This is a genomic window from Sphingobium sp. TomMM35A (genome assembly GCF_054771735.1).
Genome location: NZ_BSRC01000001.1, coordinates 2,271,645 through 2,298,028, shown reverse-complemented (window position 1 = coordinate 2,298,028; position 26,384 = coordinate 2,271,645). Strand labels below are relative to the sequence as shown.

Annotated in this window: 22 protein-coding genes; 17 read left to right on the top strand and 5 right to left on the bottom strand. The window is 62.1% G+C overall.

Features of this window, described 5'->3' with window-relative positions; all coding sequences use genetic code 11:
- The first annotated feature begins 146 nt into the window (after positions 1–146).
- A complete protein-coding gene (locus ACYU8T_RS11560) occupies positions 147–2,936 on the top strand; it encodes a TonB-dependent receptor (protein WP_461159518.1) in 2,790 nt (929 codons plus the stop codon).
- Here the strand turns inward: ACYU8T_RS11560 and ACYU8T_RS11555 are convergent.
- Entirely contained in the window at positions 2,914–3,648 is a 735-nt protein-coding gene (locus tag ACYU8T_RS11555; RefSeq protein ID WP_461159517.1) for a YggS family pyridoxal phosphate-dependent enzyme, read from the bottom strand. The two genes, ACYU8T_RS11560 and ACYU8T_RS11555, sit on opposite strands and share 23 nt — an antisense overlap.
- 23 nt (positions 3,649–3,671) lie before the next feature.
- On the opposite strand from ACYU8T_RS11555, the gene ACYU8T_RS11550 reads away from it, so the two are divergent.
- Entirely contained in the window at positions 3,672–4,232 is a 561-nt protein-coding gene (locus ACYU8T_RS11550; RefSeq protein WP_461159516.1) for a thiamine phosphate synthase, read from the top strand.
- Positions 4,233–4,537: 305 nt separating this feature from the next.
- On the opposite strand, the gene ACYU8T_RS11545 is transcribed toward ACYU8T_RS11550, so the two are convergent.
- Entirely contained in the window at positions 4,538–5,266 is a 729-nt protein-coding gene (locus ACYU8T_RS11545; RefSeq protein WP_097090544.1) for a hypothetical protein, read from the bottom strand.
- A 225-nt stretch (positions 5,267–5,491) separates the two neighbouring features.
- Between ACYU8T_RS11545 and ACYU8T_RS11540 the strand changes: the two genes are divergently transcribed.
- The 6 genes from ACYU8T_RS11540 (at position 5,492) to ACYU8T_RS11515 (ending at position 12,786) form a co-directional block, all read left to right on the top strand.
- Complete coding sequence (locus tag ACYU8T_RS11540; protein ID WP_097092617.1) at positions 5,492–5,941, top strand: DUF3576 domain-containing protein; 450 nt, start codon at positions 5,492–5,494, stop codon at positions 5,939–5,941.
- A gap of 86 nt (positions 5,942–6,027) precedes the next feature.
- A complete protein-coding gene (gene leuS / locus ACYU8T_RS11535) occupies positions 6,028–8,544 on the top strand; it encodes a leucine--tRNA ligase (protein ID WP_461159515.1) in 2,517 nt (838 codons plus the stop codon).
- Between the two features lie 97 nt (positions 8,545–8,641).
- Positions 8,642–9,133 carry an LPS assembly lipoprotein LptE gene (gene lptE / locus ACYU8T_RS11530; protein ID WP_461159514.1) on the top strand — a complete coding sequence of 164 codons (492 nt, stop codon included), beginning with the start codon at positions 8,642–8,644 and terminating at the stop codon, positions 9,131–9,133.
- Positions 9,130–10,155: a DNA polymerase III subunit delta gene (holA, locus tag ACYU8T_RS11525; RefSeq protein WP_461159513.1), complete on the top strand. Its 1,026-nt coding sequence runs from the start codon at positions 9,130–9,132 to the stop codon at positions 10,153–10,155. Before lptE ends, holA begins: the two co-directional genes overlap by 4 nt.
- Before the next feature lie 39 nt (positions 10,156–10,194).
- Positions 10,195–10,599, top strand: coding sequence for a peptide-methionine (R)-S-oxide reductase MsrB (gene msrB / locus ACYU8T_RS11520; RefSeq protein ID WP_097090540.1), 405 nt, complete (start codon positions 10,195–10,197; stop codon positions 10,597–10,599).
- Between the two features lie 111 nt (positions 10,600–10,710).
- Positions 10,711–12,786 (top strand): transglycosylase domain-containing protein, encoded by a 2,076-nt coding sequence (locus ACYU8T_RS11515; RefSeq protein WP_461159512.1) that lies wholly within the window; start codon positions 10,711–10,713, stop codon positions 12,784–12,786.
- Here the strand turns inward: ACYU8T_RS11515 and ACYU8T_RS11510 are convergent.
- On the bottom strand, positions 12,783–13,697 hold the full coding sequence (locus ACYU8T_RS11510) for a retroviral-like aspartic protease family protein (protein ID WP_461159801.1): 915 nt from the start codon (positions 13,695–13,697) through the stop codon (positions 12,783–12,785). The two genes, ACYU8T_RS11515 and ACYU8T_RS11510, sit on opposite strands and share 4 nt — an antisense overlap.
- A gap of 317 nt (positions 13,698–14,014) precedes the next feature.
- Here ACYU8T_RS11510 and rho point away from each other — a divergent pair, with 317 nt between their 5' ends.
- Positions 14,015–15,271, top strand: coding sequence for a transcription termination factor Rho (gene rho, locus ACYU8T_RS11505; RefSeq protein WP_461159511.1), 1,257 nt, complete (start codon positions 14,015–14,017; stop codon positions 15,269–15,271).
- A gap of 21 nt (positions 15,272–15,292) precedes the next feature.
- Positions 15,293–16,012 (top strand): YjbE family putative metal transport protein, encoded by a 720-nt coding sequence (locus ACYU8T_RS11500; RefSeq protein ID WP_247232011.1) that lies wholly within the window; start codon positions 15,293–15,295, stop codon positions 16,010–16,012.
- A gap of 44 nt (positions 16,013–16,056) precedes the next feature.
- Here ACYU8T_RS11500 and ACYU8T_RS11495 read toward each other — a convergent pair whose 3' ends face one another.
- Both ACYU8T_RS11495 and ACYU8T_RS11490 read right to left on the bottom strand, forming a co-directional pair.
- On the bottom strand, positions 16,057–17,034 hold the full coding sequence (locus ACYU8T_RS11495; protein ID WP_461159510.1) for a quinone oxidoreductase family protein: 978 nt from the start codon (positions 17,032–17,034) through the stop codon (positions 16,057–16,059).
- A gap of 16 nt (positions 17,035–17,050) precedes the next feature.
- Positions 17,051–17,749: a dienelactone hydrolase family protein gene (locus ACYU8T_RS11490; protein WP_461159509.1), complete on the bottom strand. Its 699-nt coding sequence runs from the start codon at positions 17,747–17,749 to the stop codon at positions 17,051–17,053.
- Between the two features lie 146 nt (positions 17,750–17,895).
- Between ACYU8T_RS11490 and ACYU8T_RS11485 the strand changes: the two genes are divergently transcribed.
- The 7 genes from ACYU8T_RS11485 (at position 17,896) to pepN (ending at position 26,357) form a co-directional block, all read left to right on the top strand.
- Complete coding sequence (locus ACYU8T_RS11485) at positions 17,896–18,150, top strand: DUF6489 family protein (RefSeq protein ID WP_097092615.1); 255 nt, start codon at positions 17,896–17,898, stop codon at positions 18,148–18,150.
- Positions 18,151–18,157: 7 nt separating this feature from the next.
- Positions 18,158–19,435, top strand: a complete 1,278-nt coding sequence (gene mnmE, locus ACYU8T_RS11480) for a tRNA uridine-5-carboxymethylaminomethyl(34) synthesis GTPase MnmE (protein WP_461159508.1) — start codon at positions 18,158–18,160, stop codon at positions 19,433–19,435.
- Positions 19,436–19,494: 59 nt separating this feature from the next.
- Positions 19,495–21,345 carry a tRNA uridine-5-carboxymethylaminomethyl(34) synthesis enzyme MnmG gene (mnmG, locus tag ACYU8T_RS11475; protein ID WP_461159507.1) on the top strand — a complete coding sequence of 617 codons (1,851 nt, stop codon included), beginning with the start codon at positions 19,495–19,497 and terminating at the stop codon, positions 21,343–21,345.
- Positions 21,342–21,983 (top strand): 16S rRNA (guanine(527)-N(7))-methyltransferase RsmG, encoded by a 642-nt coding sequence (rsmG, locus tag ACYU8T_RS11470; RefSeq protein ID WP_097090535.1) that lies wholly within the window; start codon positions 21,342–21,344, stop codon positions 21,981–21,983. The genes mnmG and rsmG overlap by 4 nt, the downstream gene beginning before the upstream one ends.
- Positions 21,980–22,762: a ParA family protein gene (locus ACYU8T_RS11465; protein WP_461159506.1), complete on the top strand. Its 783-nt coding sequence runs from the start codon at positions 21,980–21,982 to the stop codon at positions 22,760–22,762. The genes rsmG and ACYU8T_RS11465 overlap by 4 nt, the downstream gene beginning before the upstream one ends.
- Positions 22,759–23,688: a ParB/RepB/Spo0J family partition protein gene (locus tag ACYU8T_RS11460; protein WP_461159505.1), complete on the top strand. Its 930-nt coding sequence runs from the start codon at positions 22,759–22,761 to the stop codon at positions 23,686–23,688. The genes ACYU8T_RS11465 and ACYU8T_RS11460 overlap by 4 nt, the downstream gene beginning before the upstream one ends.
- 68 nt (positions 23,689–23,756) lie before the next feature.
- Positions 23,757–26,357 (top strand): aminopeptidase N, encoded by a 2,601-nt coding sequence (pepN, locus tag ACYU8T_RS11455; RefSeq protein WP_461159504.1) that lies wholly within the window; start codon positions 23,757–23,759, stop codon positions 26,355–26,357.
- Positions 26,358–26,384: the final 27 nt, after the last annotated feature.

Here is a 26,384-nt window from a genome sequence, read left to right as displayed (position 1 = left end):
GCCACAGAAACCTGTAATCAGGTAAACCAACGGACGCAAAGGGTTGGAAAAGCTGGCTTGCCTTGCCTTTGGCCTGCTGTGTCCGCATAATCGCACTCCGTAGACGACATGGGACAATCATGCGCTGCAGGAGAGGAAAGGGTCTCATGAGCAAGAAGAATCTTTGGCTGTTGTCCGCCGGCATCATCGCGCTGGCTGGATCCGTATCCCATGCGCAGGCGCAGGAAACCCAATCGCAGACCAGCGCGGCAGAGGATGAAGGCATCATCATCGTAACGGCGACGCGCCGGGCCAGTCCGCTGTCGGACGTGCCGATCGCGGTATCCGCCGTGACGGCGCAGGCCATGCAGAATAGCGGCGCCAGCGATATCCGGTCGCTCAACCAGCTTGCGCCATCGCTGCTGGTGTCTTCGACCGGGTCGGAAGCCAATGCGTCCGCCCGCATTCGCGGCATCGGCACGGTCGGCGACAATCCGGGGCTGGAAAGCTCGGTCGCGGTGTTCATCGATGGCGTATACCGTTCCCGCACTGGCGCGGGCCTCAATGAACTGGGCGAAATCGAGCGCGTGGAAGTGCTGCGCGGGCCGCAGGGAACGCTGTTCGGGCGCAACGCCTCGGCTGGCCTTATCAACGTGATCAGCAAGGCGCCGGAGTTCGAATTGGGCGGCAAGGCCGAGGTCACCTACGGCAATTATGACTATTGGCGGCTCGCCGGGCGCATCACGGGGCCCGTATCCGAAAAGCTTGCCCTCAGCCTGGATGGGGTCTGGTCTAAGCGGGACGGCTTTTTCGACCTGGTGGACACGAGCGGAAACAAGGTTGGCGAGACCAATGATCGCGACCGCTATTTCCTGCGCGGGCAGGCGTTGTTCGAACCCAATGACGCGCTGTCGATCCGGTTGATCGGCGATTATACCAATCGTGACGAAAGCTGCTGCGGCGCGGCCTATATCGAGACGCGCGAGCGGCGGCCGGTGGCGGGCGGCGGGTACAGCACGGCTCCCTTCAATCGCATCGCCGCGATCCTGGCGGGACAGGGCAGTGTCTTCCCGTCCGATCCCTACGACCGGGAGCTGACGATCACGCCCGGGCGCGATTATGTCAGCAAGGTCAAGGATTGGGGCCTGTCGGGCGAGGTCAATTACGACTTGGGCGGCGCGAAACTGACCAGCATCACCGCCTATCGTGATTATAAGAGCCAGGACTATGGCGATTATGATTATAGCGGCGCTGACCTGCTGTACCGCGATCCCAATACCTATCGTCAGTTCCGCACCTTTACGCAGGAATTGCGCGCGCAAGGCTCCGCCTTTGGCGAGGTTCTCGACTGGCTGGTCGGCGGCTACTATGCGCATGAGAAGCTGACGCTGGAGGACAACATCGTCTTCGGCGACGACTATGGCCGCTTTGCCGCGTGCCGCCTGATGGCCGGGGCTGGGGTCAACAGCAACCTGACGGCGCAGCAACTCGCGGCGTGCGGCAGTGGCCTCGCGACACAGGCGCTGATCAGCGGGACGCAGGCGCAGCTCAATGCGGGTCTGACGCCTGCAATCGGCGCTGGCGCCGCGGGCGCACTTTCAACCGGCCTTGGGAACGGGCTACGCGCATTGGCGGCGATTCCCGGCGGCACGGGCGATCTGGCGTCGGTATATCGTCAGAAGAGCGAAAATTGGGCGCTCTTCACCCACAACATCATTCACATCACCAAGCAGCTCGATCTGACGCTGGGCCTGCGCTACACGCATGAGACAAAGCGTTTCTCAGCAGATTTCAGCAATAATAACGGAACTTGCGCTGCGTTGCAGGCGCGCAATCCCGGGGCGCTGAACGACCTGTTCGAGATCGCCACCACCCCTGCATTGGGGAGCGCCGCCGCGTTGGCGCAGGGTATATTGACGCTGGGTTGCCTGGGCAACAGTTCGACCGGGCTCAATACGCTGAACCTCAACGACAGGATCAGCGATGGCGAGTTTTCCGGAACGGCCGTGCTGTCATGGAAGCCTGTGGACGAAATGCTGGTCTACGGCAGCTATTCGAAGGGATATAAGGCGGGCGGCTATAATCTCGATCGGTTCCAGCTTGGATCGACCGGGCTGAACCCCGTTCCCGCCGTCTTCTCTCCGCGCGGCAATTCCGATGTGAGCAGCCTTCGCTTTGCCGCGGAGAAGGTCGATGCCTTTGAAGTGGGGCTGAAATATACACAGCCGAAGTGGAGCGTGAACATCGCGGCGTTCCGGCAGGAGTTCAAGAATTTCCAGCTGAACACCTTCAACGGCACCAGCTTTGTCGTCCAGAATATCAATGGTTGTGATGGATCGCTTTCGGCAGGCCGCACCTGTGACAGCGATGATGTCGGACCGGGCCTGATCAGCCAGGGCGTCGAACTGGAATTGTCGGCGTCGCCAGTGCGCAATGTCCGCGTGGCGGGCGGATTTACCTATGCGCGGGCGAAATTCGCCAACCGGTTGGTGGGCAGTGGCGACGGGTCCGTACCGCTCGATCCGGCGTTGTTCCTGCTGCCGGGATCGCTCAACAGCCAGGCGCCCGAGGTGGTGACGACGGTCAGCGCATCCTGGACGCCGGAGATCGGCTCCTCTGGGCTGTCCGCGCTTTTCTATATCGACGGGCGCATGACCAGCGACTTCAACACGGGGTCGGACCTGTTCCCCGAAAAGCGGCAGGATGGCTTTGCCGTGTTCAACGCGCGGGTCGGCATTAGGGGACCCGAGCAGCGCTGGGCGGTGGAATTCTGGGGCCAGAATATCTTCAATCAGGATTATACACAGGTGGCGTTCAGCAGTCCGTTGCAGTCGAGCAGTCCTTCGACATCGACGACGGGTCAGTTCGCGCTTGGCGCGCCAATGGCAAACCAGCTTATCTCGGCCTATCTGGCTGAACCGCGCACCTACGGCATTACCCTTCGCGGGAGTTTCTGATCATGCCTCTCCCGCTCGCCGGAACAGGGCGGGCGGGAGAAGGCCTTTGGCCGAACAGGGCCGTGCCGACGCGAATATGGGTGGCGCCCAGCATGATCGCCGTTTCGAAATCGCCCGACATGCCCATGGATAGCTGATCCATGCCCTCGTCCCGGGCGATCTTTGCCAACAGCGCGAAATAGGGCGCGGGCTCTACGTCCGCGGGGGGGACGCACATCAGGCCGGCCACGGGGATGCCGGCGTCGCGGGCGGCGCGGATCAGTGCCGGGGTTTCCGCGATTGGGCAGCCGCCCTTCTGCTCTTCCGCGCCGATATTGACCTGAATGAAGCAGGGGACGCGCTTGTCGGCCGCATCCATGGCCTTGGCGAGCGCGGTGAGCAGGGAAGGGCGATCGAGCGAATGGATGACGTCGAACAGGGCGACGGCGTCGGCCGCCTTGTTCGATTGCAGTTGGCCGACAAGATGCAGGGAAAGGCCGGGGGTTTCCTCTCGCAGCATGGGCCATTTGGCCTGGGCTTCCTGAACACGGTTTTCGCCGAATATGCGCTGGCCCGCGGCGATGAGCGGCCGGATGGCGGCGGCTTCCTGCGTCTTGGAGACGGCGATGAGGGTTATGTCATCGGTGGTGCGGCCGGTGAGGCGGGCCGCACGCCCCATTGTGTCGCGCAGGGCGTTCAGCCGGTCGGCGGCTTCGATGCTGTCGGTCGTCATAGGGGCTGCTATAGGCGAGGGCGATGAGAGCCCGCTACGCTAAAAATCTGCCCTCGATCTGGCTGGTGACGGACGAGCGTGTGTCGGATGATGCGCTGCTGGCGAGCGCTGCGCGGTTGCCGAAGGGGCGAGGAGGTATTCTGTTCCGCCATTATCATACCAGCGTGGGTGCGCGACGGGACCTGTTCCACAGGCTGGCGCAGGTGGCGCGGCGGCGGGGCCTCATGCTGCTGCTAGCGGGATCGGCGCGTGAGGCAGCGGCCTGGGGTGCCGATGGCTGGCATGGGCGGGGATACTGGCGGGCGGCGCGGCCTCTGGTTCGCAGCATGGCCGTTCACAATGCGCGCGAATTGCGAGCGGCTGAGCGGGCGGGGGTGGACCTTGTCTTCCTCTCGCCGCTCTTTGCGACGCGGTCGCATCCGGGGGGGAGGGTGCTGGGGCGGGTCGCTTTCGCGGCTCTGGCGCGCAGGGCGAGGGTGCCGATCGTCGCATTGGGAGGCGTTCGTGCGGAACATCGGCTGATGCTGAAGGGGATCGGCGCTTCGGGCTGGGCGGCGATTGATGGTCTTACTGAGGGATCATAGTGGCTTGCACAGGAGTGAATTCTCCCTCTCCCCTTCAGGGGAGAGGGTTGGGAAAAGGGGATTGAGGGAACGTCGCCCTAGTCGTCCCCGCTCCCGCCTTCACTTCGCTCGGCACCTCGGCCAGAGTCAGGTGCCTCTGGCTGATCCCTGAAGGGAACAGGGGAATGTTTTGGATCTTGGTCGGTAGACAATGCGCCCCAGGCCTGTTGGTTTTCGACAGCGCTCAGCCTCACGAAATCCCAACATTCGCTGGGATGACGAGCGAGTGGCTCAAATCATAGGTTGAAGGCAGCTGGGGACCAGGATCAGAACTTGAACACAGTGCCCAGATACACCGCCTGATTATCCTGACGGTCGTCGGTCATCGGCGTTAGGCGGCCGATCACGCTATTGTTGTAGCGAAGACCAGCGGTGACGTTCAGGTTGCGCGTCAGCGAATAGGAGCTGGCGAGATCCAGCGAATAATCCTTGTCCGCGTTCGGGTTGCGGATCGCGGTGCCCGGATCGCGGCGGCTTTCGATCATCACCTTGGTGCTGAAACGATTCTTGCCCTGATCCAGCGAGAAATTCTTCGCGCCAGCCATCTGCTCGATCGAAACCGGGTCCAGTTCCTTGCGGCCCACCGCTTCAGGCAGGGCGAACTTGCGCCAGTTATGCGCATTGTTCAGGCTGAAGGCGACGGGCGCGATGCCGACCGGGTCGATCGTGCGGCTGACCGTCACGCGATCATTGAGATCGGCCGCGCGGACCATGACCGTTACCGAGCGCTGTCCGCTGAGCGAACCGCTGGTGGGCGTAAACTTGAAATTCTGACGTCCGGCCGAGGCTGCGATGCGCGCATAGGCGGCAGCGAGGCGCGGATCCTTGGTCGTGGGCGTGAAGGAGGAGATGCTGCCCAGCGCGCCGAGCGAGACCGGGACATCGGCGCGGAGCTTCACAAGATCGGTGGCAGCGCCAATGGCAGGAGACAGCATGAAGCCAGCGACGGCAACTGCCGCGCCCGCTAACGCCAAATGTCCCCTATTCATGCGCATCACACGAATCTCTTCCCCACCGACTAATTTTTTAAAGCTGTACACCTATGTGCCTGCAATGGGTAGTGCGCCATGACCTTTTTGTCCGCGCTGTTGCACGGAACACACAGAGTCCAAACGCGCGAGGCGGCCAAGCGTTTCAGCGGCGACGACGGCCCCCTTGCCCATTGCCACGGCTTCTCTATAGATGCGGGGCGTTTTTCTTCAAATATGGGACATGTCCTGATGGTCCGCCGCCTACCCGCTCCTGTTTCCGCCGGTCTGCTGCTGGCCGCGCTTCTGCCGCTCGCCGCGTGCGGTGGCGGGTCAAAGGAGCGGCCCAAGGCCGACCTGGCCGCGTCCAAGGTGACGACGATCGGCGTCAACAGCTATCTGTGGCGCGCGACGCTAGACACGCTGTCCTTCATGCCGATGGTGCAGACCGATTCTAACGGCGGCGTGATCGTCACGGACTGGTATGCCAATCCGAACACGCCCAACGAGCGGATGAAGCTGACCGTGTCGATCCTGGACCAGGACTTGCGCGCCGATGCGCTGCGCGTCGCGGCCAGCCGCCAGGTGAACCAGGGCGGCCAGTGGGTCGATGCGCCGGTGCAGGCTGCGACCGTGCAGAAGCTGGAAGAGATCATCCTGACCAAGGCGCGCGACCTGCGCCGCATGGCCATTGCGGGATAAGCCATTCCCTTCAAAGGATTTCCTGAATAACTGGGGCTGGGCTTCTCAAAAGCTCAGCCCGCCTGCATTTTGAGGACTTGGAATAGATGCAAAGGCGCTTCAACCCGCTGGAGGCCGACGCCCGCTGGCAGTCTGTCTGGGACGAGAAGCAGACGTTCAAGGCGTCGGATACGAGCACCAAGCCGCGATCCTACGTGCTGGAGATGTTCCCCTATCCGTCCGGGCGCATCCATATCGGCCATGTCCGCAACTATTCGATGGGCGACGTACTGGCGCGCTTCCGCCGGATGACGGGGCATGAAGTGCTGCATCCGATGGGCTGGGACGCCTTTGGCATGCCGGCCGAAAATGCGGCGATGGAAAAGAAGGTGCATCCGGGCGACTGGACCCGATCCAACATCGCGACGATGCGGGCGCAGCTGAAGAAGCTGGGCTTTGCGCTTGATTGGAGCCGCGAACTCGCGACATGCGAGCCGGACTATTATGGCCATGAACAGGCGCTGTTCCTGGACATGATGGAAGCGGGGCTGGTCTACCGCAAGGAAAGCGCGGTCAATTGGGACCCGGTCGACATGACCGTGCTGGCCAATGAGCAGGTGATCGACGGCAAGGGCTGGCGGTCTGGCGCGCCGGTCGAGAAGCGCAAGCTCAGCCAGTGGTTCCTGAAGATCACGCAATTTGCCGATGACCTGCTGAAGGGGCTCAAGACGCTCGATCAGTGGCCCGAGAAGGTGCGGCTGATGCAGGAGAACTGGATCGGCAAGTCGGTCGGCCTGCAGTTCCGCTTCCAGCTGGACGAGCCGGTGGACGGCATCGAGGAACTGGAGGTTTTCTCCACCCGGCCCGACACCATTTTCGGCGCGAGCTTCGCGGCGATCGCGGCGGATCATCCCATCGCGCTGGCGTTGGAGGCGAAGGATGCGGGGCTCGCCGCCTTTGCCGAGGAATGCCGTCATAGCGGCACCGCTGCGGCGGAGATCGAGACGCAGGAGAAGAAGGGCTATGACACCGGGCGTTCGGTGATCCACCCCTTTACCGGCCGTAAGCTGCCGCTGTTCGTCGCGAATTTCGTGCTGATGGAATATGGCACGGGCGCCGTCATGGCGGTGCCGGGTCATGACCAGCGCGACCTGGATTTCGCCCGCAAATATATGCTGCCGGTCGAGCGCGTGGTCGCTGCCGAGGGCGATGAGGACAAGGGCATTGGTGACGAGGCCTATGCTGGTCCCGGCCGCCTGGTGAATTCCGATTTCCTCAATGGCATGAGCGTAGAGGATGCCAAGAACGAGGTGATCCGCCGGGCGGAGAGCGAAGGGTGGGGCAACGGCACCACCGTGTTCCGCCTGCGCGACTGGGGCGTGTCGCGACAGCGTTATTGGGGCACCCCGATCCCGGTGATCCATTGCGACGATTGCGGGCCGGTGGGCGTGCCCAAGGATCAGTTGCCGGTCGTGCTGCCCGAAGATGTCAGCTTCGACATTCCCGGCAATCCGCTGGATCGTCACCCGACATGGAAGCATGTCGATTGCCCCAAGTGCGGCAAGGCGGCGCGGCGCGAGACGGACACGCTGGACACCTTTGCGGACTCCAGCTGGTATTTCATCCGTTTCGCGAGCCGGCCCAAGGACAAGCCCTTCGACCGCGAGACGGTAGAGAAATGGCTGCCGGTCGGGCAATATATCGGCGGCGTGGAACATGCGATCCTGCATCTGCTCTACGCGCGTTTCTGGACCCGTGCGCTCCAGCATATGGGGCAGATCGGCTTTGCCGAGCCGTTCACCGGCCTGTTCACGCAGGGCATGGTGACGCATGAGACGTACAAGTCGCCCGAGGGTGCTTGGCTCGCGCCGCAGGATGTAGCGCGGCAAGGCGACAAGCTGGTCATGGTCGAAGGTGGTGCGCCGGTCACGGTTGGCCGCGTCGAGAAAATGTCCAAGTCAAAGAAGAATGTCGTCGATCCCGATGACATCATCGCCCAATATGGCGCGGACGCGGTGCGCTGGTTCATGCTGTCCGACAGCCCGCCGGAGCGCGACCTGCCCTGGACGGAGAGCGGCATCGAGGGATCGTGGCGCTTTATCAATCGCCTGTGGAGGCTGTTCGGTGAGGCCGACAAGGCTGCCGAGGGGCAGGACAAGGCGCTCGACCGCAAGCTGCACCAGACGATTGACGGCGTGGCGAAGGATATAGAGGCGCTGTCCTTCAACAAGGCGGTGGCGAAGATCTACGAGCTGACCAATGCGGTGGAGAAGGCCAAGCCATCCGCCAGTCGAAGCGCGGCGATCCGGGCTTTGGCCCTTCTGGTCGCGCCGATGACGCCGCATCTGGCGGAGGAAGCCTGGGCGGACATGGGCGAGGACGGCCTGATCGCCGACGCATCTTGGCCGCAAGTCGATCCGGCATTGCTGGTCGAGGATGAAGTCACGATCGCCTGCCAGGTGATGGGCAAGCTGCGCGATACCATTACCGTGCCCAAGGGGACGGCCAAGGAGGAACTCGAACGGCTCGCGCTGGCGGCGCCCAATGTGGCGCGGACGCTGGACGGCGCGACGCCGAAGAAGGTGATCGTGGTGTCTGACAGGCTGGTCAATCTGGTGATTTGAAGATCGCCGTTCGGGCTGAGCGGGCTTGGGCACTTTTCTTTCGAAGAGGAAGAAGGGGGCTTCGACAGGCTCAGCCCGAACGGATATAGGGTTGCTGATGAGATACGCTGTTCCCCTCCTGCTCCTCGCTACCCTTTCCGCCTGCGGGTTGCGTCCTGTTTATGGCGGCGGCAGTCATGGCGCTGTTGCGCAGAAGTTGGGCAGCATCGACATCGCGCCGATCGAGGGCAAGGCTGGTTGGCTGGTTCGCAACGCGCTGAACGATCGCCTGGCCGCGATGAGCGGCGAGGGGCCGAGATATCGGCTGGTGGTGAAGCTGGATGACCAGATCAGCGGCTTTGGCCTGCGCGCCGACCAGGCGATCACGCGCGAGCGGCGGACCTTGCGGGCGCGCTATCAGCTGATCGATGACAAGGGCGCACAGATTATCGACGATACGGCGGGATCGGATGCCGGCATCGACGTCACGTCGAGCGAATATGCGACCATCGCGGCGGAAGACACTGCGCTTGAGCGCTTGTCCCAGACAATCGCGGATCAGATCATATCCCGGCTCGCCCTGTTCGCGGCGAGGGACCAGCAGCGTTGAAGGCCAATCGCGGCCAGATTGAAAAGGCGCTCGACGCACCGTCGGCCGATATCCGTTTCTTCCTGCTCTATGGTCCCGATGAGGCGGGAAGCGCCGCGCTAGGCAAAAGGCTTGAGCGGGCGATGGGACCCGAGGCCGAGCGCGTCGATCTGGACGGGCCCACTTTGCGGGACGATCCTGCGCGGCTGGCTGATGAAGCTGCGTCCTTTTCCATGTTCGGCGACCGCCGGTGGGTGCGGGTGAATGGCATGGGCGAGGAATCGCTGGCTGCCGTAACGGCGCTGCTGGAGGCGGAGGCGGCAGGCAATCCCGTGATCGCGACGGCTGGGGCGTTGAAGGGCACGTCGAAGCTTTTGAAGCTGGTGCTCGACAGTCCGCGAGCCATGGCGTTCATTTCGTACCAGCCGGATGCCCGAGAGGCCGAGCAGATCGCTGTAGCGCTGGCGCGGGAAGGGGGGCTGCGCCTGCCCAACGACCTCGCCAAGCGGATCGTCGACCTTACCAATGGCGACCGCGCGCTGATGAGCGGCGAGATCGAGAAGCTGATCCTCTATCTCGACGCCGCGCCGGATCGCCCTGCCGAGGCGACGGCGCAAGCACTGGATGCCTTGTCGGCCGACAATCCCGATGCGGACGCTGCTCCGCTGGTGAACGCTGTGCTGGGAGGCGACTTGCGCGCGATGCACCGGGAACTGGGCCGCTTGGGCGAGGCGGGAACAGCGATGGCGGCGGTGCTGCGGCCGCTGCTGACGCGGGCGATGCTGATCGCCAATATTCGTACGTCCTTCGATGAAAGCGGGCGGCTGGAAGGTGCGGTCGAGGCGGCGGGCAAGCAGGTGTTCTGGAAGGACAAGCCTGTCGTGACCCGGCAGGTACGGCTGTGGGACGCGCATGGCATCGCCCGCGTGATCCAACGGCTGGCGCAGGCAGAGCGGGCGAGCCGATCGGGCAGGGGGCTTGGCGACCTGATGGTGCGGCACGAATTGCTCGCCATTACCCGGCAGGCGGCGCGGGAGCGCTAGGCGCTTGATCGCAGGAAGAGCCGTCGCCATATTGCGGCCATGGACAAGCTCAACCTGACCGATGCCGAATGGCGCGAGCGCCTTTCCCCCGAACAATTTCATGTGTTGCGAGAGGCCGGGACCGAGCGGGCCTTTACCGGCAAATATAATGGCAACAAGGCCGATGGCGTCTATTATTGCGCCGGATGCGGGGCCGAGCTGTTCGATGCCGAGGAAAAATATGACAGCGGGTCTGGCTGGCCGAGCTTTACCGCGCCCGTGGACATCGACGCGGTGGAAGAGGTGCGCGACAGCAGCCATGGCATGATCCGCACCGAAGTACGTTGCGCCAAGTGCGAAGGGCATTTGGGCCACGTCTTCCCTGATGGGCCGGGCGTCAACGGCCTGCGCTATTGCATGAACAGCGCGTCGCTGGATTTCAAGCCGCGCGACGAGGTTGAATAATCATTCATCGCCGGTAAAGCGTCGTCCCTCTTGAGAAACAGGCTCATGGGCAGGCTCGCGTCCGATTTGCGCTGGCGGCTCTATCAGTTAGCGCGTATCCGGGCGGGATAGATGGCACGATCAGGCAAGAGCAAGGACACGCCCGGGGGCGCGAAGCGGTGGCTCGTGAGGGCGTTCAAGTTCGGGCTGGTCGCGACCCTTGGCGCTTTGTTCGCGATCATCGTTGCGGTGGTGATCGCCTATCAGTCGCTTCCCAGCTATGAATCGCTGAAATCATCGCCCAATGGCCAGATGATCCGCGTCCATGCCGCCGACGGTAGCGTGATCGTCTCTTTGGGGCCGAGCTTTGGCCGCTGGCTGTCCTATGATCAGATCCCCACGGTGATGGTCGATGCGATGGTGTCGACCGAGGACAAGCGTTATTACATGCACCCCGGCGTCGATCCGATCGGCATGGCGCGCGCCACCTGGGTTGCGCTGGAGAACCGGGGCAAGGGCCGCCGCTGGCAGGGTGCGTCGACCATCACCCAGCAGGTGACGCGCAACATCTTCCTCAACAACAGCTATAGCTGGGGGCGCAAGGTCAGGGAGATGATCCTGGCGCTGGCGCTGGAGCGGAAATTTTCCAAGCGGCAGATTTTGGAGCTTTACCTCAACAAGGTGTATTTCGGCGGCGGCGCATATGGCATCGATGCCGCAAGCCGCAAGTTCTTCGGTCATCCCGCGACCACGCTTGATCTGCCGGAAGCCGCGATCATCGCAGGCCTGGTGAAGGCGCCGTCCAGCTACTCCCCCACCGCTGACGCTGAAGCGGCGATCGGCCGCGCGGGCGTGGTGTTGCAGTTGATGCAGGAAAATGGCGCGATCAGCGCGGCCGAGCGCGCGAGCGTCGACCTGGACGACGTCAAGATGGCGCCGGAGCCGCCGCAAAACAGCGTCCGTTATTTCACGGATTGGGCTTTGCCGCAGCTCGACGTGCTCGTCGATGAGCCCAATGAACCGCTGGAAGTGTATACGACCATCGATCTAGGCATGCAGAAGGCCGCGACCGCAGCGATCCAGGCCAATGTGCCGGGGGGCGCGCAGGGCGCGCTGGTCTCACTCGATCGCGATGGGGCGGTGCGGGCGATGGTCGGCGGGCTCGATTATGTGACGTCCAACTATAATCGCGCGACCACCGCAACGCGACAGCCGGGTTCGGCGTGGAAGATCTTCGTGTACATGGCGGCGCTTGAGGCGGGTTACACGCCGGATACGGGCGTGACCGACAAGCCCGTCACAATCAATGGCTGGAGCCCGCGCAACAGTTCCGGCCGCTTTTCCGGCGACATCGATGTGCGCACGGCCTTCGCTTATTCGATCAATACGGTCGCGGCGCAGCTGGGCGTGGAAGTCGGCTTTCCCACGGTGGCCGACATGGCGCGACGCTTTGGCGTGACGACGCCGATCAACACGCATCCTTCGATGGTGCTGGGCACGTCCGACGTGCGCCTGATCGACATGACGCGCGCCTTTGCCTCCATCGCGCGCAAGGGCGTGGCGGTGACGCCCTATGGCATCACCAAGGTGACGACGGCTGACGGGCGGCTGCTTTACCAGCATCAGGATGATACCAGCCGCGTGCTTGTCGCGCCCTGGGTGGCCGCGGGCATGACCGACCTCATGCAGACGGCGGTCAGCACCGGCACGGGCAAGGCCGCGCAGATCGGCCGCCCTGTAGCGGGCAAGACCGGCACGACGAGCAGCAACAAGGATGGCTGGTTCCTGGGCTTTTCCAGCGGCATCACGACTGGCGTCTGGATGGGCCGGGACGATGCGCGCCCTGTCGGCGTGTTGCAGGGGGGACGCGCGCCCGCCCATGCCTTTGCCGACTATATGAAGGTCGCGGTTTCGCGCCGCCCTGTGGAACAGTTTGAGACGCAGGTGACGCTGCCCGAATGGCAATTGGAGCCGGACGAGGAAGCCTATTATGGCGAGCCCGACAATGGATCGGGCGGTGGCATGATGGTGGATGAAAATGGCATGCCGATCAGCCAGGACCAGCAGCAGCAACAGGATGACGGCACGGAGCCGGACGACCAATCCGTCGAGCAGGCGCCTCCCGCCCGCACGACGCCGCCCCGGTTGGATCAGCAATGGATCGACCAGGTGCTCGGCCGCGAAGGGCGGCGGCCGCCGCCGCGCTAACCGGCCTTACGCGGTGCGCTGGCCAGGCGCTGCCGGTCGAGGGCGCTCGCGTCCGGCATCAGGAAGTCGATTTTTCCCCGGCCGAAATCGATGGCGACGCGGTCGAACATCTTGAGCGCCTGAATGCCGAGCAGCAAAGTGGGCTTGTCGGACAGGCCGAGTTCCCGAAAAGGCTGCGCATCGGCGAACATGACCGGCAGGTCGGTCAGGGAGATCGGCCCCATGCGGATCTTGCCGATGCGCCCCAGTTGACCGGTCAAGGTCTCGCCCGTGACACTGATCAGGCTGACCTCGCTCATAGAGGGCGCACGTTTCTTGCGGATCAGCTTGTCGCGCAGGGCCGGGTTGCCGACGCTGAGCTGTGTGCCGGTGTCGAGTATGATGTTGACCTTCAGCCCGTTCGCGTCGGAATGGAGCAGGATCAACTGTCCCTTGCGCCGCCGCGCCTCGACGATGATCGCATTGGGGTCGCGCCATAAGGGACGGCTGGCGCCGATTTCCATGCGTCCGGTGCGGAAGTTGAGGAGGAGACGCTTGGCATGCAGGCTGTCGAGCCCCAGCAGTCCAGCCGCGCCGAGATGATCAGCCTCCAGAACCGGAGCCTCGATATCGTCGATCATTTCCTTGCCATAGCCGAGGCGGGGGAGGGCAACCGTCCGCGCTTCGCTGCGCCCTGCCATGCTGACGATGGTGACGGGGCGGCGGGCGGGGAGGGCGAGTTGATCGGCAAGGTCACGGGATATGACGGTGCGCTGCGAGCCCGTATCCACGATGAAGTTCCAGGGCCCGCGGCCACCAATGTGGATCGGAATGGAGACGCGGTCGTCGCTGGCGCCAAGGGTGCGGACAATGGCGGGCGGATCGACTGCCGGGACGGGCTGACCTGCAGCGGGCAGGCAGAGCATCAGCATTGCCAATGGCGGGACGAGATACGCGTTTCTCATGCCCTTCGCCTCTTCAGCGGGAAGGCCAGATCATAGCATGGATGAGCGGCGCGGGTCCATTGCCGCAACTGTTGCACCATTTGCCGACAGGAGTGGCCGGAGCGCGCATTTTCCGGGAACGGGACGCGACGCGATGCCTTGACTTGCATGGGCGCTGATCGCTAAACGCGGACAGTCTATCCCGGCCGTCCCGCGCCGGAGTCCCGTGTTTCTCCATACCGGGCAGATCTCTCCTTTTCTATCGCAGTTTCGTTCCTCATCTCTCTCCATCGGACTCAAGTCGAATGCACCTTAAGGACCTCAAGAAGAAATCCCCCGCCGATCTTGTCACCATGGCGGAAGAATTGGGCGTGGAAGGCGCGTCGACCCTGCGCAAGCAGGACTTGATGTTCGCAATCCTCAAGGCCGAGGCGGAGAATGGCGAGCAGATCATGGGCGAGGGCACGATCGAAGTGCTGCCCGATGGCTTCGGCTTCCTGCGCAGCCCGGAGGCTAACTTCCTTGCCGGTCCCGACGACATCTATGTGTCGCCCAACCAGGTGCGCAAGTTCGGCCTGCGCACCGGCGACACGGTGGAAGGCGAAATCCGCGCGCCCAAAGATGGCGAGCGCTATTTCGCGCTGACCAAGCTGATATCGGTCAATTTCGACGGTCCCGAAGTCGTCCGGCACCGCGTCAATTTCGACAATCTGACGCCGCTCTATCCGACGCAGAAGTTGGTGCTCGACACGCTTGATCCCACGGTCAAGGACAAGTCGGCCCGCGTCATCGACATCGTGTCGCCGCAGGGCAAGGGCCAGCGCGCGCTCATCGTCGCGCCGCCGCGCACCGGCAAGACGGTGCTGTTGCAGAACATCGCCAAGGCGATCACCGACAATCATCCGGAAGTCTTCCTGATTGTCCTGCTGATCGACGAGCGTCCGGAAGAAGTCACCGACATGCAGCGCAGCGTGAAGGGCGAGGTCGTGTCCTCCACCTTCGACGAACCGGCGCAGCGGCATGTGCAGGTTGCCGAAATGGTGATCGAAAAGGCCAAGCGCCTCGTGGAACACAAGAAGGATGTGGTGATCCTGCTCGACTCGATCACCCGCCTGGGCCGCGCCTACAACACGGTTGTTCCTTCGTCGGGCAAGGTTCTGACCGGCGGTGTCGATGCCAATGCGCTGCAGCGTCCGAAGCGTTTCTTCGGTGCGGCGCGCAATATCGAGGAAGGCGGCTCGCTCTCCATCATCGCGACGGCTCTGATCGACACCGGCAGCCGCATGGACGAAGTCATCTTCGAAGAGTTCAAGGGCACCGGCAACTCGGAAATCGTGCTGGACCGCAAGGTTGCGGACAAGCGCATCTTCCCGGCGCTCGATGTCGGCAAGTCGGGCACCCGCAAGGAAGAGCTGCTGGTCGACAAGGCCAAGCTCAGCAAGATGTGGGTGCTGCGCCGTATCCTGATGCAGATGGGCACGGTCGATGCGATGGAATTCCTGCTCGACAAGATGAAGGATTCGAAGACCAACGAAGATTTCTTCGATTCGATGAACCAGTAAGCGGAGTTATATCAGGCCGTTATGATCGACCTTCTTACGACTGCCGCTGCCGCCGCGCAGGGTCTGGGATCGCCCGCCGACATTTGGGGGCACATCGTCAACGACTTCAGCAATATCGGCTCTCCGACTGCTCTGGCGGCCTTTGGCCAGGTGCTGATGATCGACATCTTGCTAGCTGGCGACAATGCGATTGTCGTGGGCGCCCTGGCAGCGGGGCTGCCGGTGCAGCAGCGTCAGCGCGTCATCTTGATCGGCATCATCGCGGCGTTGGTGCTGCGTATCGGTTTCGCATTGGTCGTGACCCAGTTGATGCAGATCGTTGGTCTGATCCTGGCCGGTGGGTTGCTGCTGCTGTGGGTCAGTTGGAAGATGTGGCGCGAACTGCACCCGAAGCGGGGTGCGGATACGCCGGACCCCAGCGACGACGACATTTCGGGGCTGCGGCCCGCCAAGAGCTTCGCGGCCGCAGCCTGGGCCGTTGCCGTTGCCGACGTGTCGATGAGCCTGGACAATGTGCTGGCGGTCGCGGGCGCGGCGCGGGATCATCCCGGCATCCTGATTATCGGGCTTGTTCTGTCGGTCGCTCTGATGGGTGTCGCGGCGAACATCATCGCCAAATATATCGAGCGTTTCCGGTGGATCGCTTATCTGGGTCTCGCCGTGATTATCTATGTCGCGGTCAAGATGATCTATGAAGGCTTCGTCGACCATCAAGTCGGCGTCCTGACGCTCTTCAGCTAATGAGCGGCGGCGGGTTTGATGCCCGCCGCCTGCTTTCCTGCTTTTTAAACCCCGTCGGGCACCAATATGGTGCTGCCCATCGTCTTCCGCCCTTCCAGCGCCTGGTGCGCTTCGGCAACATCCGATAAGGCGTAGCGCTGCCCGATATGCGGGCGAACGATGCCGCGGCGCATGCGATCGAACAGACGCGCGCTGACATGGTCCAACTCTTCCCGCGTGGCGATATAGTCGAACAGGGTGGGCCGGGTCACATAGAGCGATCCGGCGCGGCTGAGCTCCAGCAGCGAAATGGGCGGCACCGGACCCGACGCGTTGCCGTAGCTAACCATCATGCCGCGCCGCTTCAGCGAAGCGAGTGAGGCGGTCCAGCTGTCCCTGCCCACGCCATCATAGACCACATCGACCCCGTTTCCTTCCGTCAGCTCACGCACTTGGCCGGCAAGGTCTATGAATGGGCAGTACAGGCTATGGTCCGCCTCGACCTGAGCGGCTTTTTCTACAGAGCCGCTATGCGCGATGACGGCCACGCCCTTGTCGCGAAGCCAAGGCACCAGCACTGATCCGACACCGCCCGCCGCCGCATGAACCAGCGCCACCTGGCCGGACTGCAACGTCAGCGTGTCTTCGGCCAGGAAGCATGCGGTCATCCCCTTCAGCATCATAGCGGCCACTTCGTCCGTGCCGATTTCCGCCGGAATCTTGATCACCCGGTCGGCCGCGACGGTACGATGGGTGGCGTAGGCGCCAAAACCACCCGCCGCACCGACTTTGTCCCCGACGGCCAGGCCCTCGACGCCCGGCCCGACAGCCGCGACATAGCCCGCGCCTTCCACGCCGAGGGTGAGCGGGAGCGGGGTGCCGTAGAGGCCGGAGCGGTGATAGGTATCGATGAAGTTCAGGCCTATGGCGTCCTGCGCGATCAGCACCTCACCCTTTGCCGGGGGAGCGGGATGGAAATCCTCCCGCTCGATCACCTCCGGACCGCCCGTCTCGCGAATGACCATGCGCCACGCCTGAGCCATTGATGGCGTCCCCTGTTTAGAGATGGGTAGCGAAGAAGTCGGCTGTCCGCTGGTCCGCCAATTGAGCGGCTTCTTCCACCCGGCGGTCGCCCATCTCGGCGGCGAAGCCGTGATCGAGCCCCTTATAATCATGGAGGACCACATGGCGGTTGTCCTTCAGGCCCTCATGCATCTTCTTCTGAACCTCCGGCGGCACGAAGCCATCAGCGGTGGGAATGTGCAGCATCACCGGCTTGCCGATCGCATGCTGCTCACTCAGGAGATTGTCGATGCCAACGCCATAATAGCCGACAAAAGCGTCGCCATCGGTCCGGCAGGCAGCCATGAACGTCAGGCGGCCGCCGAGGCAGTAGCCGACAACGCCAACCTTGCCATCACCGCCAAGCTGGGCCCGCGCGAACTTGATCGCTGCTTCGATATCATAAATGGCGCGGTCCTGATCCAGCTTCTGCATATGGTTGATCGCTGCCTGGAAATCCTCGGCGACATCAGCGTTCAGTTCGACATGCGGGGTATCGCGCCAAAACAGATCGGGCGCGACGGCCAGATAGCCCTGGGCCGCCCAATTTTCGCATTTGCGCCGGATGCCCTCATTCACTCCGAAAATTTCTTGAATGACGATGATCGCCGCGCGGGGCGTGCTTTGCGGCTGCGCGACATAGGCGTCGAATTGGCCATCGCCTTCCAGGGTCGAAACTGACGTGAATGATCCCATGGCTGTTATCCTTCCCTAATATCGGAGTTTAGGGTGAGGATAATCGGCTTTGGGTGAGCCGCCAACGCCGCTTTTGCCAATTTATTTGCGTTTGTGGCCCATGTTGCGGCATGACGATCAGGGCTCCGCAGACGAAGGCGCATGACATGAAAGTGACCGTGGACGTAGATTGTACCCCAGCCGAAGCACGGTCTTTCCTGGGCCTTCCCGACGTGACGCCGATACACGACAAATATGTGAAGACTATGCTCGACAGCTTCGACGGCATTGCCAATGTCGAGCAGATGGAAACCATGTTCAAAAGCTTCTCTCCGCTAGGTGATGCGGGGATGCGCTTGTTCCGGCAGATGATGGATATCGGCTTGGCCAGCGTTCCGGGGAAGAATGGCGACAAGCCTTGAGCCGTTGATGGCTGACACGATTTTCGCGCTGTCGAGTGGTGCGCCGCCGGCAGCCATTGCCGTCATCCGGATTAGCGGGCCTTTTGCGGCGGCGGTGCTTCAGAGTCTGGCGGGACACCTTCCTGAGCCCAGGCGCGCGCGTTTGGCATTATTGAAGGACCCCCGCAACGGGATGCCGCTCGATCGGACGCTGATATTATGGTTTCCCGGGCCGACAACTGCAACCGGTGAAGATCTGGCTGAAATCCATTGTCATGGCGGGCGCGCCGTGGTGGCCGGGATTGAAGAGGCACTGAAATCCTTCTCCGGGCTGCGGCTTGCGGCTCCGGGTGAATTCACGCGGCGTGCTTTTGCGCACGGGCGCATGGATCTGAATGAAGTCGAAGGACTGGCCGATCTGCTCGCTGCCGAAACACAGCAGCAGCGGCGCGCAGCCTTGCTCATGTCGGAAGGGCATTTTTCTCGACGGCTGGAGGCGTGGCAGACACGGCTGCTCGATCTGTCCGCAATGGTTGAGGCTGTGCTGGATTTCTCCGACGAGGACGACGTACCGGAGGCTGGTGCCGAAGAGCTTGTTGCCAGTGGTGCCCGGCAGTTGGCTATGGAGGTGAGAGCGGTTCTCGTTGCCCCCTCGGCCGAGCGGCTGCGTGACGGTATCAGGGTGGTGCTTGCCGGACCGCCCAATGCCGGGAAATCGACGCTGCTGAATGCGCTCGTTGGGCGGGATGCCGCGATCGTTTCCGAAGTTGCCGGGACGACGCGCGACCGGATCGAAGTACCTGCGGCGCTGGCGGGCACAGCCTTCCTCTTTACCGACACCGCTGGATTGCGGGATAGCACGTCGGACGCCATCGAGATAATCGGAATGGATCGGGCGCGCGCGGCGTTGGAGAGCGCGGATATCATCTTGTGGCTTGGAGACGCTGCGGAACTGCCCCGGCCCGACGCAATATTGGTGGCCGCCCAATGCGACCGCCGGGCCGTCGCCCAAGGCTTGCCGATATCGGCCGTCACAGGGGAAGGAATGGCCGAACTCATATCCACATTGCTGGAGCGAGCCGCTGCGCTTTTGCCTGGAGAAAGCGAATATGCGTTGCATGAGCGCCAGCGGCGGGGGGTCATGTCGCTTGCCGAACATTTGAGCAGCGCAGCGGCAAGTGGCGACTTCCTGATAGTTGGGGAGGAATTACGCCACGCTCGAGCAGCCATCGACAGTCTGACTGGCCGCGCCAGTACCGAGCATATGCTGGACCGCCTTTTTACGGGATTTTGTATCGGCAAATGAATGCTGTTCCACGTGGAACAGTTTTGCCCCGCTCCGCCAAGTCTGTTATGGGCACGGCCATGCGGACAGCTTTTGATGTGATTGTGGTTGGCGGCGGCCATGCCGGGTGCGAAGCAGCGGCTGCTGCTGCCCGAAAGGGCGCGCAAGTGGCACTTCTCACCTTTGAGAAGGCGACCGTAGGCGCAATGTCCTGCAATCCTGCTATAGGCGGCTTGGGCAAAGGCCATCTGGTCCGAGAGGTCGATGCGCTCGATGGGCTAATCGCGAGAGCTGCGGACGCTGCCGCCATCCACTATCGCATGCTGAACAGCAGTAAGGGCGCCGCGGTTCAGGGGCCAAGAGTGCAGGCGGATCGAGCGCATTATCGCGCCGCCATCCATCGCATGATCGAGGCTCAGGCGGGATTGACCCTGGTTGAAGGGGAAGCCTCCGCCTTGTTGCTGGACAAGGGTGAAGTGGCGGGACTGGCGCTGGCGGATGGGACAAGCCTGTCGGCACCGGCCGTCATTCTGGCAACCGGCACCTTCCTTGGCGGAAAGCTTTTCCGAGGCGAAGAGACAAGCTTTGGCGGGAGGACGGGAGAGCGGGCTGCGGCGGCGCTTGGGCTGCAACTCCGCGAGCTTGGGCTCCCTATGGCGCGGTTGAAAACTGGTACGCCGCCGCGGCTCGACGGTCGAACAATCAACTGGGCTGTGCTGGAAGAGCAAGCATCGGATGAAGGGGGCTGGACGATGTCGGCGCTGTCGAAGCACCGGCAGCTTCCTCAATTGAGTTGCGCGATCACGCGTACGAACGCGATTACGCACGCAATCATACGGGATGGCTTGGGGCGTTCACCTTTGTTCAGTGGCGCGATCGAAGGGCGGGGGCCGCGCTATTGCCCGTCGATCGAGGACAAGGTGATCCGTTTCGGGGATCGGGATGGTCACCAGATTTTCCTTGAGCCGGAGGGGTTGGATACAGAGCTGGTCTATCCGAACGGGATCAGCACGTCCCTGCCTGCAGATGTCCAGGAACGGATGGTCCGCTCGATGATCGGGCTGGAGCAGGTGGAGATCGTTGTTCCGGGCTACGCGGTCGAATATGATCATATCGATCCGCGCGCCCTTCAGCATACGTTGGAGATGCGGGACGTGCCGGGTCTCTTCTGTGCAGGCCAGATCAATGGCACGACCGGATATGAGGAGGCCGCTGCTCAGGGGCTCGTCGCTGGCGTCAATGCGGCGGCGCGGGCGCTAGAGGTCGAGCCGATGATCCTTGACCGGGCGAGTAGCTATATCGGCGTGCTGATCGATGATCTGGTTCTTCAAGGGGTGACTGAGCCTTATCGGATGTTGACTGCGCGTGCGGAGTATCGGCTACGATTGCGGGCTGACAATGCGGGTTCGAGGCTCGTGGATATCGGCCGGGAGCATGGTCTTCTGAGTGAAGAGCGGCTCGCTCATTATGATAGCTTGTCGGCGCAAAGGGTCGTTGTCGACAAGGAGCTCGCAGAGCAGTTCAGCGCCACCCAGCTTGCCCGTGCCGGAGCAAATGTCCGGCAAGACGGCGCACGGCGAAGCCTGTTTGAATGGGCGCGTTTTCCGGAGGTGCAGCGGGAACTACTGTTTGCCCTCGCGCCTTCGCTGACCAACATCGACGCTGACCTTCGCGAAGAGATTTTGGAAGATGCGCATTATGCTCCCTATCTCGAGCGCCAGGCTGCCGAGATTGCGGCTCTGCGCCGTGACGAGCGGGTGATCATTCCGATGGATTTTGATTTCGCCTCAGTCGGTGGCCTTTCCAGTGAAATGGTGGAGCGTCTCGACCGGGCTCGTCCCGATACGCTCGCAGCGGCAGCGCGCATAAGGGGTGTTACGCCTGCGGCCTTGGCGGCATTGCTGGTTCATGTGCGTCGGCAGGCGGCATGACCGAGGACGAAGCGAAGACGTGGCTGAAGGCGAATTTCGACGTTCCACGTGAAACATGGGCACGCTTGGACAGCTATGTGCAGATGCTCTTGGCGGAGATGGATCAGCAGAATTTGATCGCGGAATCGACGCGCGAGCATGTGTGGTCGAGACACATCGTAGACTCTGCCCAGTTGATGAAGTTGGATGGCGCCGCGAATGAAGGACTATGGATCGACCTGGGATCAGGAGCAGGGCTGCCGGCGATCGTGGTCGCTATATTGAGCAAACGGCCCGTTCTGATGATAGAGTCGCGCAGAAAGAGGATCGACTTTTTGAACCGGCTTGTCGGTGAATTGTCGCTCAACAATGCAGATGTGTATGGCGGTCGGGTCGAGAGTGCCCCGGCGACGGAGGCAGCTGTGATTAGCGCGCGGGCCTATGCGCCACTGGACCGACTGCTTTCATCGGCGCTGCATTTATCCACGGATAAAAGCCTGTGGATCTTACCGAAAGGGCGCAATGCGCAAATTGAACTGGAGGCGGCGCGATCCTCATGGCAAGGTGTGTTTCACGTGGAACGCAGCATCACTGATCCGGAAAGTGCAATCATCATAGCACGGTCAGTCGCGCCAAGGGGCAAGAAAGGTCGCAAATGATCCGTATCGCCATTGCCAATCAGAAAGGCGGTGTGGGGAAAACCACGACCGCGATAAATTTGGCTACAGGGCTGGCAGCGACGGGGTTGCGGGTGCTGCTAATCGATCTCGATCCGCAAGGAAATGCATCCACGGGTTTGGGCGTCAATCAAGCTGACAGGACATGGTCGAGCTACGATCTGCTGGTTGGTAATTGCGCCATCGAAGACGTTATCCATCCTACGCGCGTGCCCAAGTTGGATATCGTCGCTGCAACCCAGGACCTGTCTGGTGCTGAAATCGAGTTGATCGAATATGAAGAGCGGACCCACAGGCTGGAGCGGGTTCTCAGTGAAGCCCAGGCAGGGCGGTGGGACATTTGCCTGATCGACTGTCCTCCTTCCCTTGGTCTGCTCACCATCAACGCGATGGTGGCGGCGCAATCACTTCTTGTCCCTCTTCAATGTGAGTTCTTTGCGTTGGAAGGGCTGTCGCAGTTGTTGCAAACGGTCGAGCGGATACGTGGGCGTTTCAATCCCGGTCTTTCGATCCTGGGGGTGGCTCTTACGATGTATGACCGTCGAAACCGGCTGACTGATCAAGTCGCTGATGATGTTCGGGCGTGCCTGGGAGACTTGGTATTTTCCACGGTGATTCCGCGTAACGTCAGGCTTTCTGAAGCGCCAAGTCATGGCGTGCCCGCACTTATCTATGATTTTCGTTGCTCCGGATCGGAAGCCTATATGCGCCTTGCCCGCGAACTGATTTCACGACTGCCCCGACAGGAGGCTGCAGCATGAGCAGTGAGAGTGATGAGAAGCTGAAGGTGGCCAAGCGTCCTCATGGACTTGGCCGCGGTTTATCAGCATTGTTGGGCGATGTTTCCCGAGAAGAGCCGGTGGCGCCTCAAACGCCTTCAGCTTCGACCAAGGCGATCCAGAGCATCGAGGTGGCGCTGATCCAGCCTCACCCGGAACAGCCCCGCCGCCATTTCGACGAGGGCGCCTTGGCGGAACTGGCCGACAGCATCGGGAAACGCGGCGTCATACAGCCGATCATCGTCCGTCCGCATGGTGGTGGATTTCAGATCGTGGCGGGGGAACGCCGCTGGCGTGCCGCCCAGCGCGCGCAACTGCACCGTATTCCAGCAATCGTTCGTGATTTTGACGAAGCAGAGACGCTGGAAATCGCGCTCGTGGAAAATATCCAGCGCGAGGATCTCAATCCGATCGAAGAGGCGGAGGCATACCGCAAGCTGATCGCCGACTTCCATCACAGCCAGGAAGCGTTGGGCCGGATCGTCGGCAAATCGCGCAGCCACATCGCCAATTTGATCCGGCTACTAGACTTGCCAGCATCCGTACAGCGGCAGGTGGTCGAGCAGAAGCTGTCCATGGGGCACGCTCGGGCCTTGATTGGCGCTCCCGATTGCGAAGCGCTGGCGCAGACTGTCGAAGCCAAGGGTCTGTCGGTCAGAGATACCGAGGAACTGGTTCGCCGGTCGAAGAAGGGGGAAGGGGCAGCCCCGCGCAGCCGCGCGGCCTCCGCTCCATCATCAGGCAAGGATCCCGACATCGCTGCGTTGGAGCAGCATCTTGCCGACATTCTGGGGGTCAAGGTAGAGATCGGGCATGGCGAAGGTGCGGGCGGCACATTGTCCTTGCGCTATTCGACGCTCGACCAGCTGGACATGCTGTGCCAGCGGCTTTCAGGCGAACGGATCTGATGGGATTGTCTGCCGTCTGACAGACGCGGCCACTGGCCTTTTGACTGCGGGCTTCTTAGGTTGCGGTCATGGCTGACATTCAATCGACAAGCGCTTCCTCTCCTATAGTCGTTCGGCGTCGGGATTACCGTCCACCCGACTGGCTTGTCCCTACTATCGATCTTGATTTCAGCCTCGATCCGGCGCGTACGATCGTCCGGGCGAGCCTTAGCGTCACTCGCAACGGAGGGCATGACCGGCCACTCAAGCTCGACGGCGACGAGCTGACGCCGATCGAGGTGAAAGTCGATGGGCGCGCGCTCGGGCCGGGCGAGTGGAGTATCGAACAGGGCGCTTTGGTCATTCCTCTGCCTGAAACCGCGCATCAGGTGGAAACTGTGGTCGCGTTGGCTCCTGAGCAGAACAGCAAGCTGATGGGCCTTTATGCCAGCGGCGGGCTGCTGTGCACGCAATGCGAGGCGGAGGGATTTCGCCGGATCACCTTCTTCCCTGACCGGCCTGATATTCTCTCGCGCTATTCCGTTCGCCTGGAAGCCGACCAGGCCCGCTATCCGATCCTGCTTTCGAACGGCGACCCGACAGAGCAAGGCGAGCTGCCGGACGGGCGGCATTGGGCGAAGTGGATCGATCCATTCCCGAAGCCTTGCTATCTTTTTGCCCTCGTCGCCGGAGATCTTGCCTGCAACAGCGACAGCTTTGTCACGATGAGCGGACGCGCGGTTAAGCTGGGCATCTGGGTCAAGGAGGCCGACTTGCCCCGCACCAGCCACGCCATGCAGGCTTTGAAGGACAGCATGGCCTGGGATGAGCGGGTCTATGGCCGCGAATATGATCTCGATGTGTTCAACATTGTCGCCGTAGCTGATTTCAATTTCGGAGCGATGGAGAATAAGGGGCTTAACATCTTCAATTCGCGCTACATTCTTGCCGACGCGGAGACCGCTACGGACGCCGATTATGATGGCGTCGAAGGGGTGGTGGCCCATGAATATTTCCACAACTGGTCGGGCAACAGAGTGACGTGCCGCGACTGGTTCCAACTGTCGCTGAAGGAAGGGTTCACCGTCTTTCGGGACCAGAATTTCTCGGCCGACATGGGCAGCCACGCCGTCAAGCGGATCGAAGACGTGCGCGTTTTGCGAGCCGCGCAGTTTCAGGAGGACTCAGGACCGCTGGCTCATCCGGTGCGGCCGGAATCCTATATGGAGATCAGCAACTTCTACACAGCGACGATCTACAACAAAGGCGCCGAGCTGATCAGGATGATTGCCCTGATGCTTGGCCCGGATCGCTTTCGCGCAGCTACCGACCTGTATTTTGAGCGGCATGATGGAGAAGCGGCGACCTGCGAGGATTTTATCCGGGCAATGGAAGAGGGCGGCGGAATCGATCTCACCCAATTTCGCCGCTGGTATGAACAGGCGGGGACACCCCGTGTCAGGGCCAGCTTAACGCATGATCCGATCACGCAGTCGGTGGAACTGGTGCTGGAGCAGAATACGCCGCCGACGCCGGGGCAGCCCGACAAAGCGCCGCTGGCTATGCCGCTGCGCGCGGCGCTGTTCGACCGGCATAGCGGCCGCAGCAGTGGCGAGACGCTGCTGATGCTGACGGAGGAGCAACAGCGCTTCACCTTCAATGGCTTTGCCGTGGCTCCTGTTTTGTCGATCAATCGCGGCTTTTCAGCGCCGGTGATTGTCGAGACCAGCAGGAGTCAGGCCGATCTCGCCTTCCTCGCCGCGCATGATGATGATCCCTTCGCCCGGTATGAGGCAATGCAGCAATTGATGGTCAACGCGCTGGTGGGCAGAGTGGCGGGGCAGGCGGTGGATGAGACAGCAGTCATCGCGGCGATCCGCGATACAGTAAACGATCCGCATCTCGACAGCGCCTTTATCGCCGAAGCTATTCGGCTGCCCAGCGAAGCATATATCGGCGATCAGATGGTGCAGGTCGATCCGGACGCCATCCATGCGGCGCGTGACGCGTTGCAGCGGCGCGTCGGAAAGGAACTGGAACCGCTTTGGCGCGATGTCCATGCCCGGACCAGAGCCAACGGGTCCTCGCTCTCGGCTGCTGCGAAAGGCGCTCGCAAGCTGCGCAACAGCGCCCTGATCTATCTGGTGGCGTCGGGCGCGGCGGATGGGCCCACAGTGGCTTTCTCGCAATTTGACGAAGCCGACAATATGACGGAGCGGCAATCGGCGCTCGCTACCTTGGCAAATGACCGCAGTAACGAACGCGAGGCGGCACTCGACATCTTCTACAATCGGTATCGGGATGATGCGTTGACGCTCGACAAGTGGTTCCAGACGCAAGCCTTTGCTTCGCATCCGGGCACCGTTGATCTGGTCGAGGAGCTGGCCGGGCATCCCGATTTTACCTTGGCCAATCCCAACCGGGTGCGTTCGCTCTTCGGCGCCTTTGCAGGCAACCAGTGGGCGTTCCATCATCAGTCTGGGAAAGGCTACAGGCTTGTGGCGGACTGCATCATCGCGCTCGACAAACTCAATCCGCAGACGGCTGCGCGCCTGGTGCCTCCGCTGGGGCGCTGGCGGCGTTTCGACGAGGAGCGAGCCGCTTTGATGCGTGGGGAATTGCAGAGAATATTGTCGCAGCCCGGTCTATCAAAGGACGTCACCGAACAAGTGAGCAAGAGCCTGGAGTAAGGCTGAGGATGCCATGCTGAACGTCAT

Coding starts and splice junctions, on each gene's coding strand:
- ACYU8T_RS11560 (WP_461159518.1), top strand. CDS start 147: ATGAGCAAGAAGAATCTTTGGCTGTTGTCCGCCGGCATCATCGCGCTG.
- ACYU8T_RS11555 (WP_461159517.1), bottom strand. CDS start 3,648: ATGACGACCGACAGCATCGAAGCCGCCGACCGGCTGAACGCCCTGCGC.
- ACYU8T_RS11550 (WP_461159516.1), top strand. CDS start 3,672: ATGAGAGCCCGCTACGCTAAAAATCTGCCCTCGATCTGGCTGGTGACG.
- ACYU8T_RS11545 (WP_097090544.1), bottom strand. CDS start 5,266: ATGCGCATGAATAGGGGACATTTGGCGTTAGCGGGCGCGGCAGTTGCC.
- ACYU8T_RS11540 (WP_097092617.1), top strand. CDS start 5,492: ATGGTCCGCCGCCTACCCGCTCCTGTTTCCGCCGGTCTGCTGCTGGCC.
- leuS (WP_461159515.1), top strand. CDS start 6,028: ATGCAAAGGCGCTTCAACCCGCTGGAGGCCGACGCCCGCTGGCAGTCT.
- lptE (WP_461159514.1), top strand. CDS start 8,642: ATGAGATACGCTGTTCCCCTCCTGCTCCTCGCTACCCTTTCCGCCTGC.
- msrB (WP_097090540.1), top strand. CDS start 10,195: ATGGACAAGCTCAACCTGACCGATGCCGAATGGCGCGAGCGCCTTTCC.
- ACYU8T_RS11515 (WP_461159512.1), top strand. CDS start 10,711: ATGGCACGATCAGGCAAGAGCAAGGACACGCCCGGGGGCGCGAAGCGG.
- ACYU8T_RS11510 (WP_461159801.1), bottom strand. CDS start 13,697: ATGCTGATGCTCTGCCTGCCCGCTGCAGGTCAGCCCGTCCCGGCAGTC.
- rho (WP_461159511.1), top strand. CDS start 14,015: ATGCACCTTAAGGACCTCAAGAAGAAATCCCCCGCCGATCTTGTCACC.
- ACYU8T_RS11500 (WP_247232011.1), top strand. CDS start 15,293: ATGATCGACCTTCTTACGACTGCCGCTGCCGCCGCGCAGGGTCTGGGA.
- ACYU8T_RS11495 (WP_461159510.1), bottom strand. CDS start 17,034: ATGGCTCAGGCGTGGCGCATGGTCATTCGCGAGACGGGCGGTCCGGAG.
- ACYU8T_RS11490 (WP_461159509.1), bottom strand. CDS start 17,749: ATGGGATCATTCACGTCAGTTTCGACCCTGGAAGGCGATGGCCAATTC.
- ACYU8T_RS11485 (WP_097092615.1), top strand. CDS start 17,896: ATGAAAGTGACCGTGGACGTAGATTGTACCCCAGCCGAAGCACGGTCT.
- mnmE (WP_461159508.1), top strand. CDS start 18,158: ATGGCTGACACGATTTTCGCGCTGTCGAGTGGTGCGCCGCCGGCAGCC.
- mnmG (WP_461159507.1), top strand. CDS start 19,495: ATGCGGACAGCTTTTGATGTGATTGTGGTTGGCGGCGGCCATGCCGGG.
- rsmG (WP_097090535.1), top strand. CDS start 21,342: ATGACCGAGGACGAAGCGAAGACGTGGCTGAAGGCGAATTTCGACGTT.
- ACYU8T_RS11465 (WP_461159506.1), top strand. CDS start 21,980: ATGATCCGTATCGCCATTGCCAATCAGAAAGGCGGTGTGGGGAAAACC.
- ACYU8T_RS11460 (WP_461159505.1), top strand. CDS start 22,759: ATGAGCAGTGAGAGTGATGAGAAGCTGAAGGTGGCCAAGCGTCCTCAT.
- pepN (WP_461159504.1), top strand. CDS start 23,757: ATGGCTGACATTCAATCGACAAGCGCTTCCTCTCCTATAGTCGTTCGG.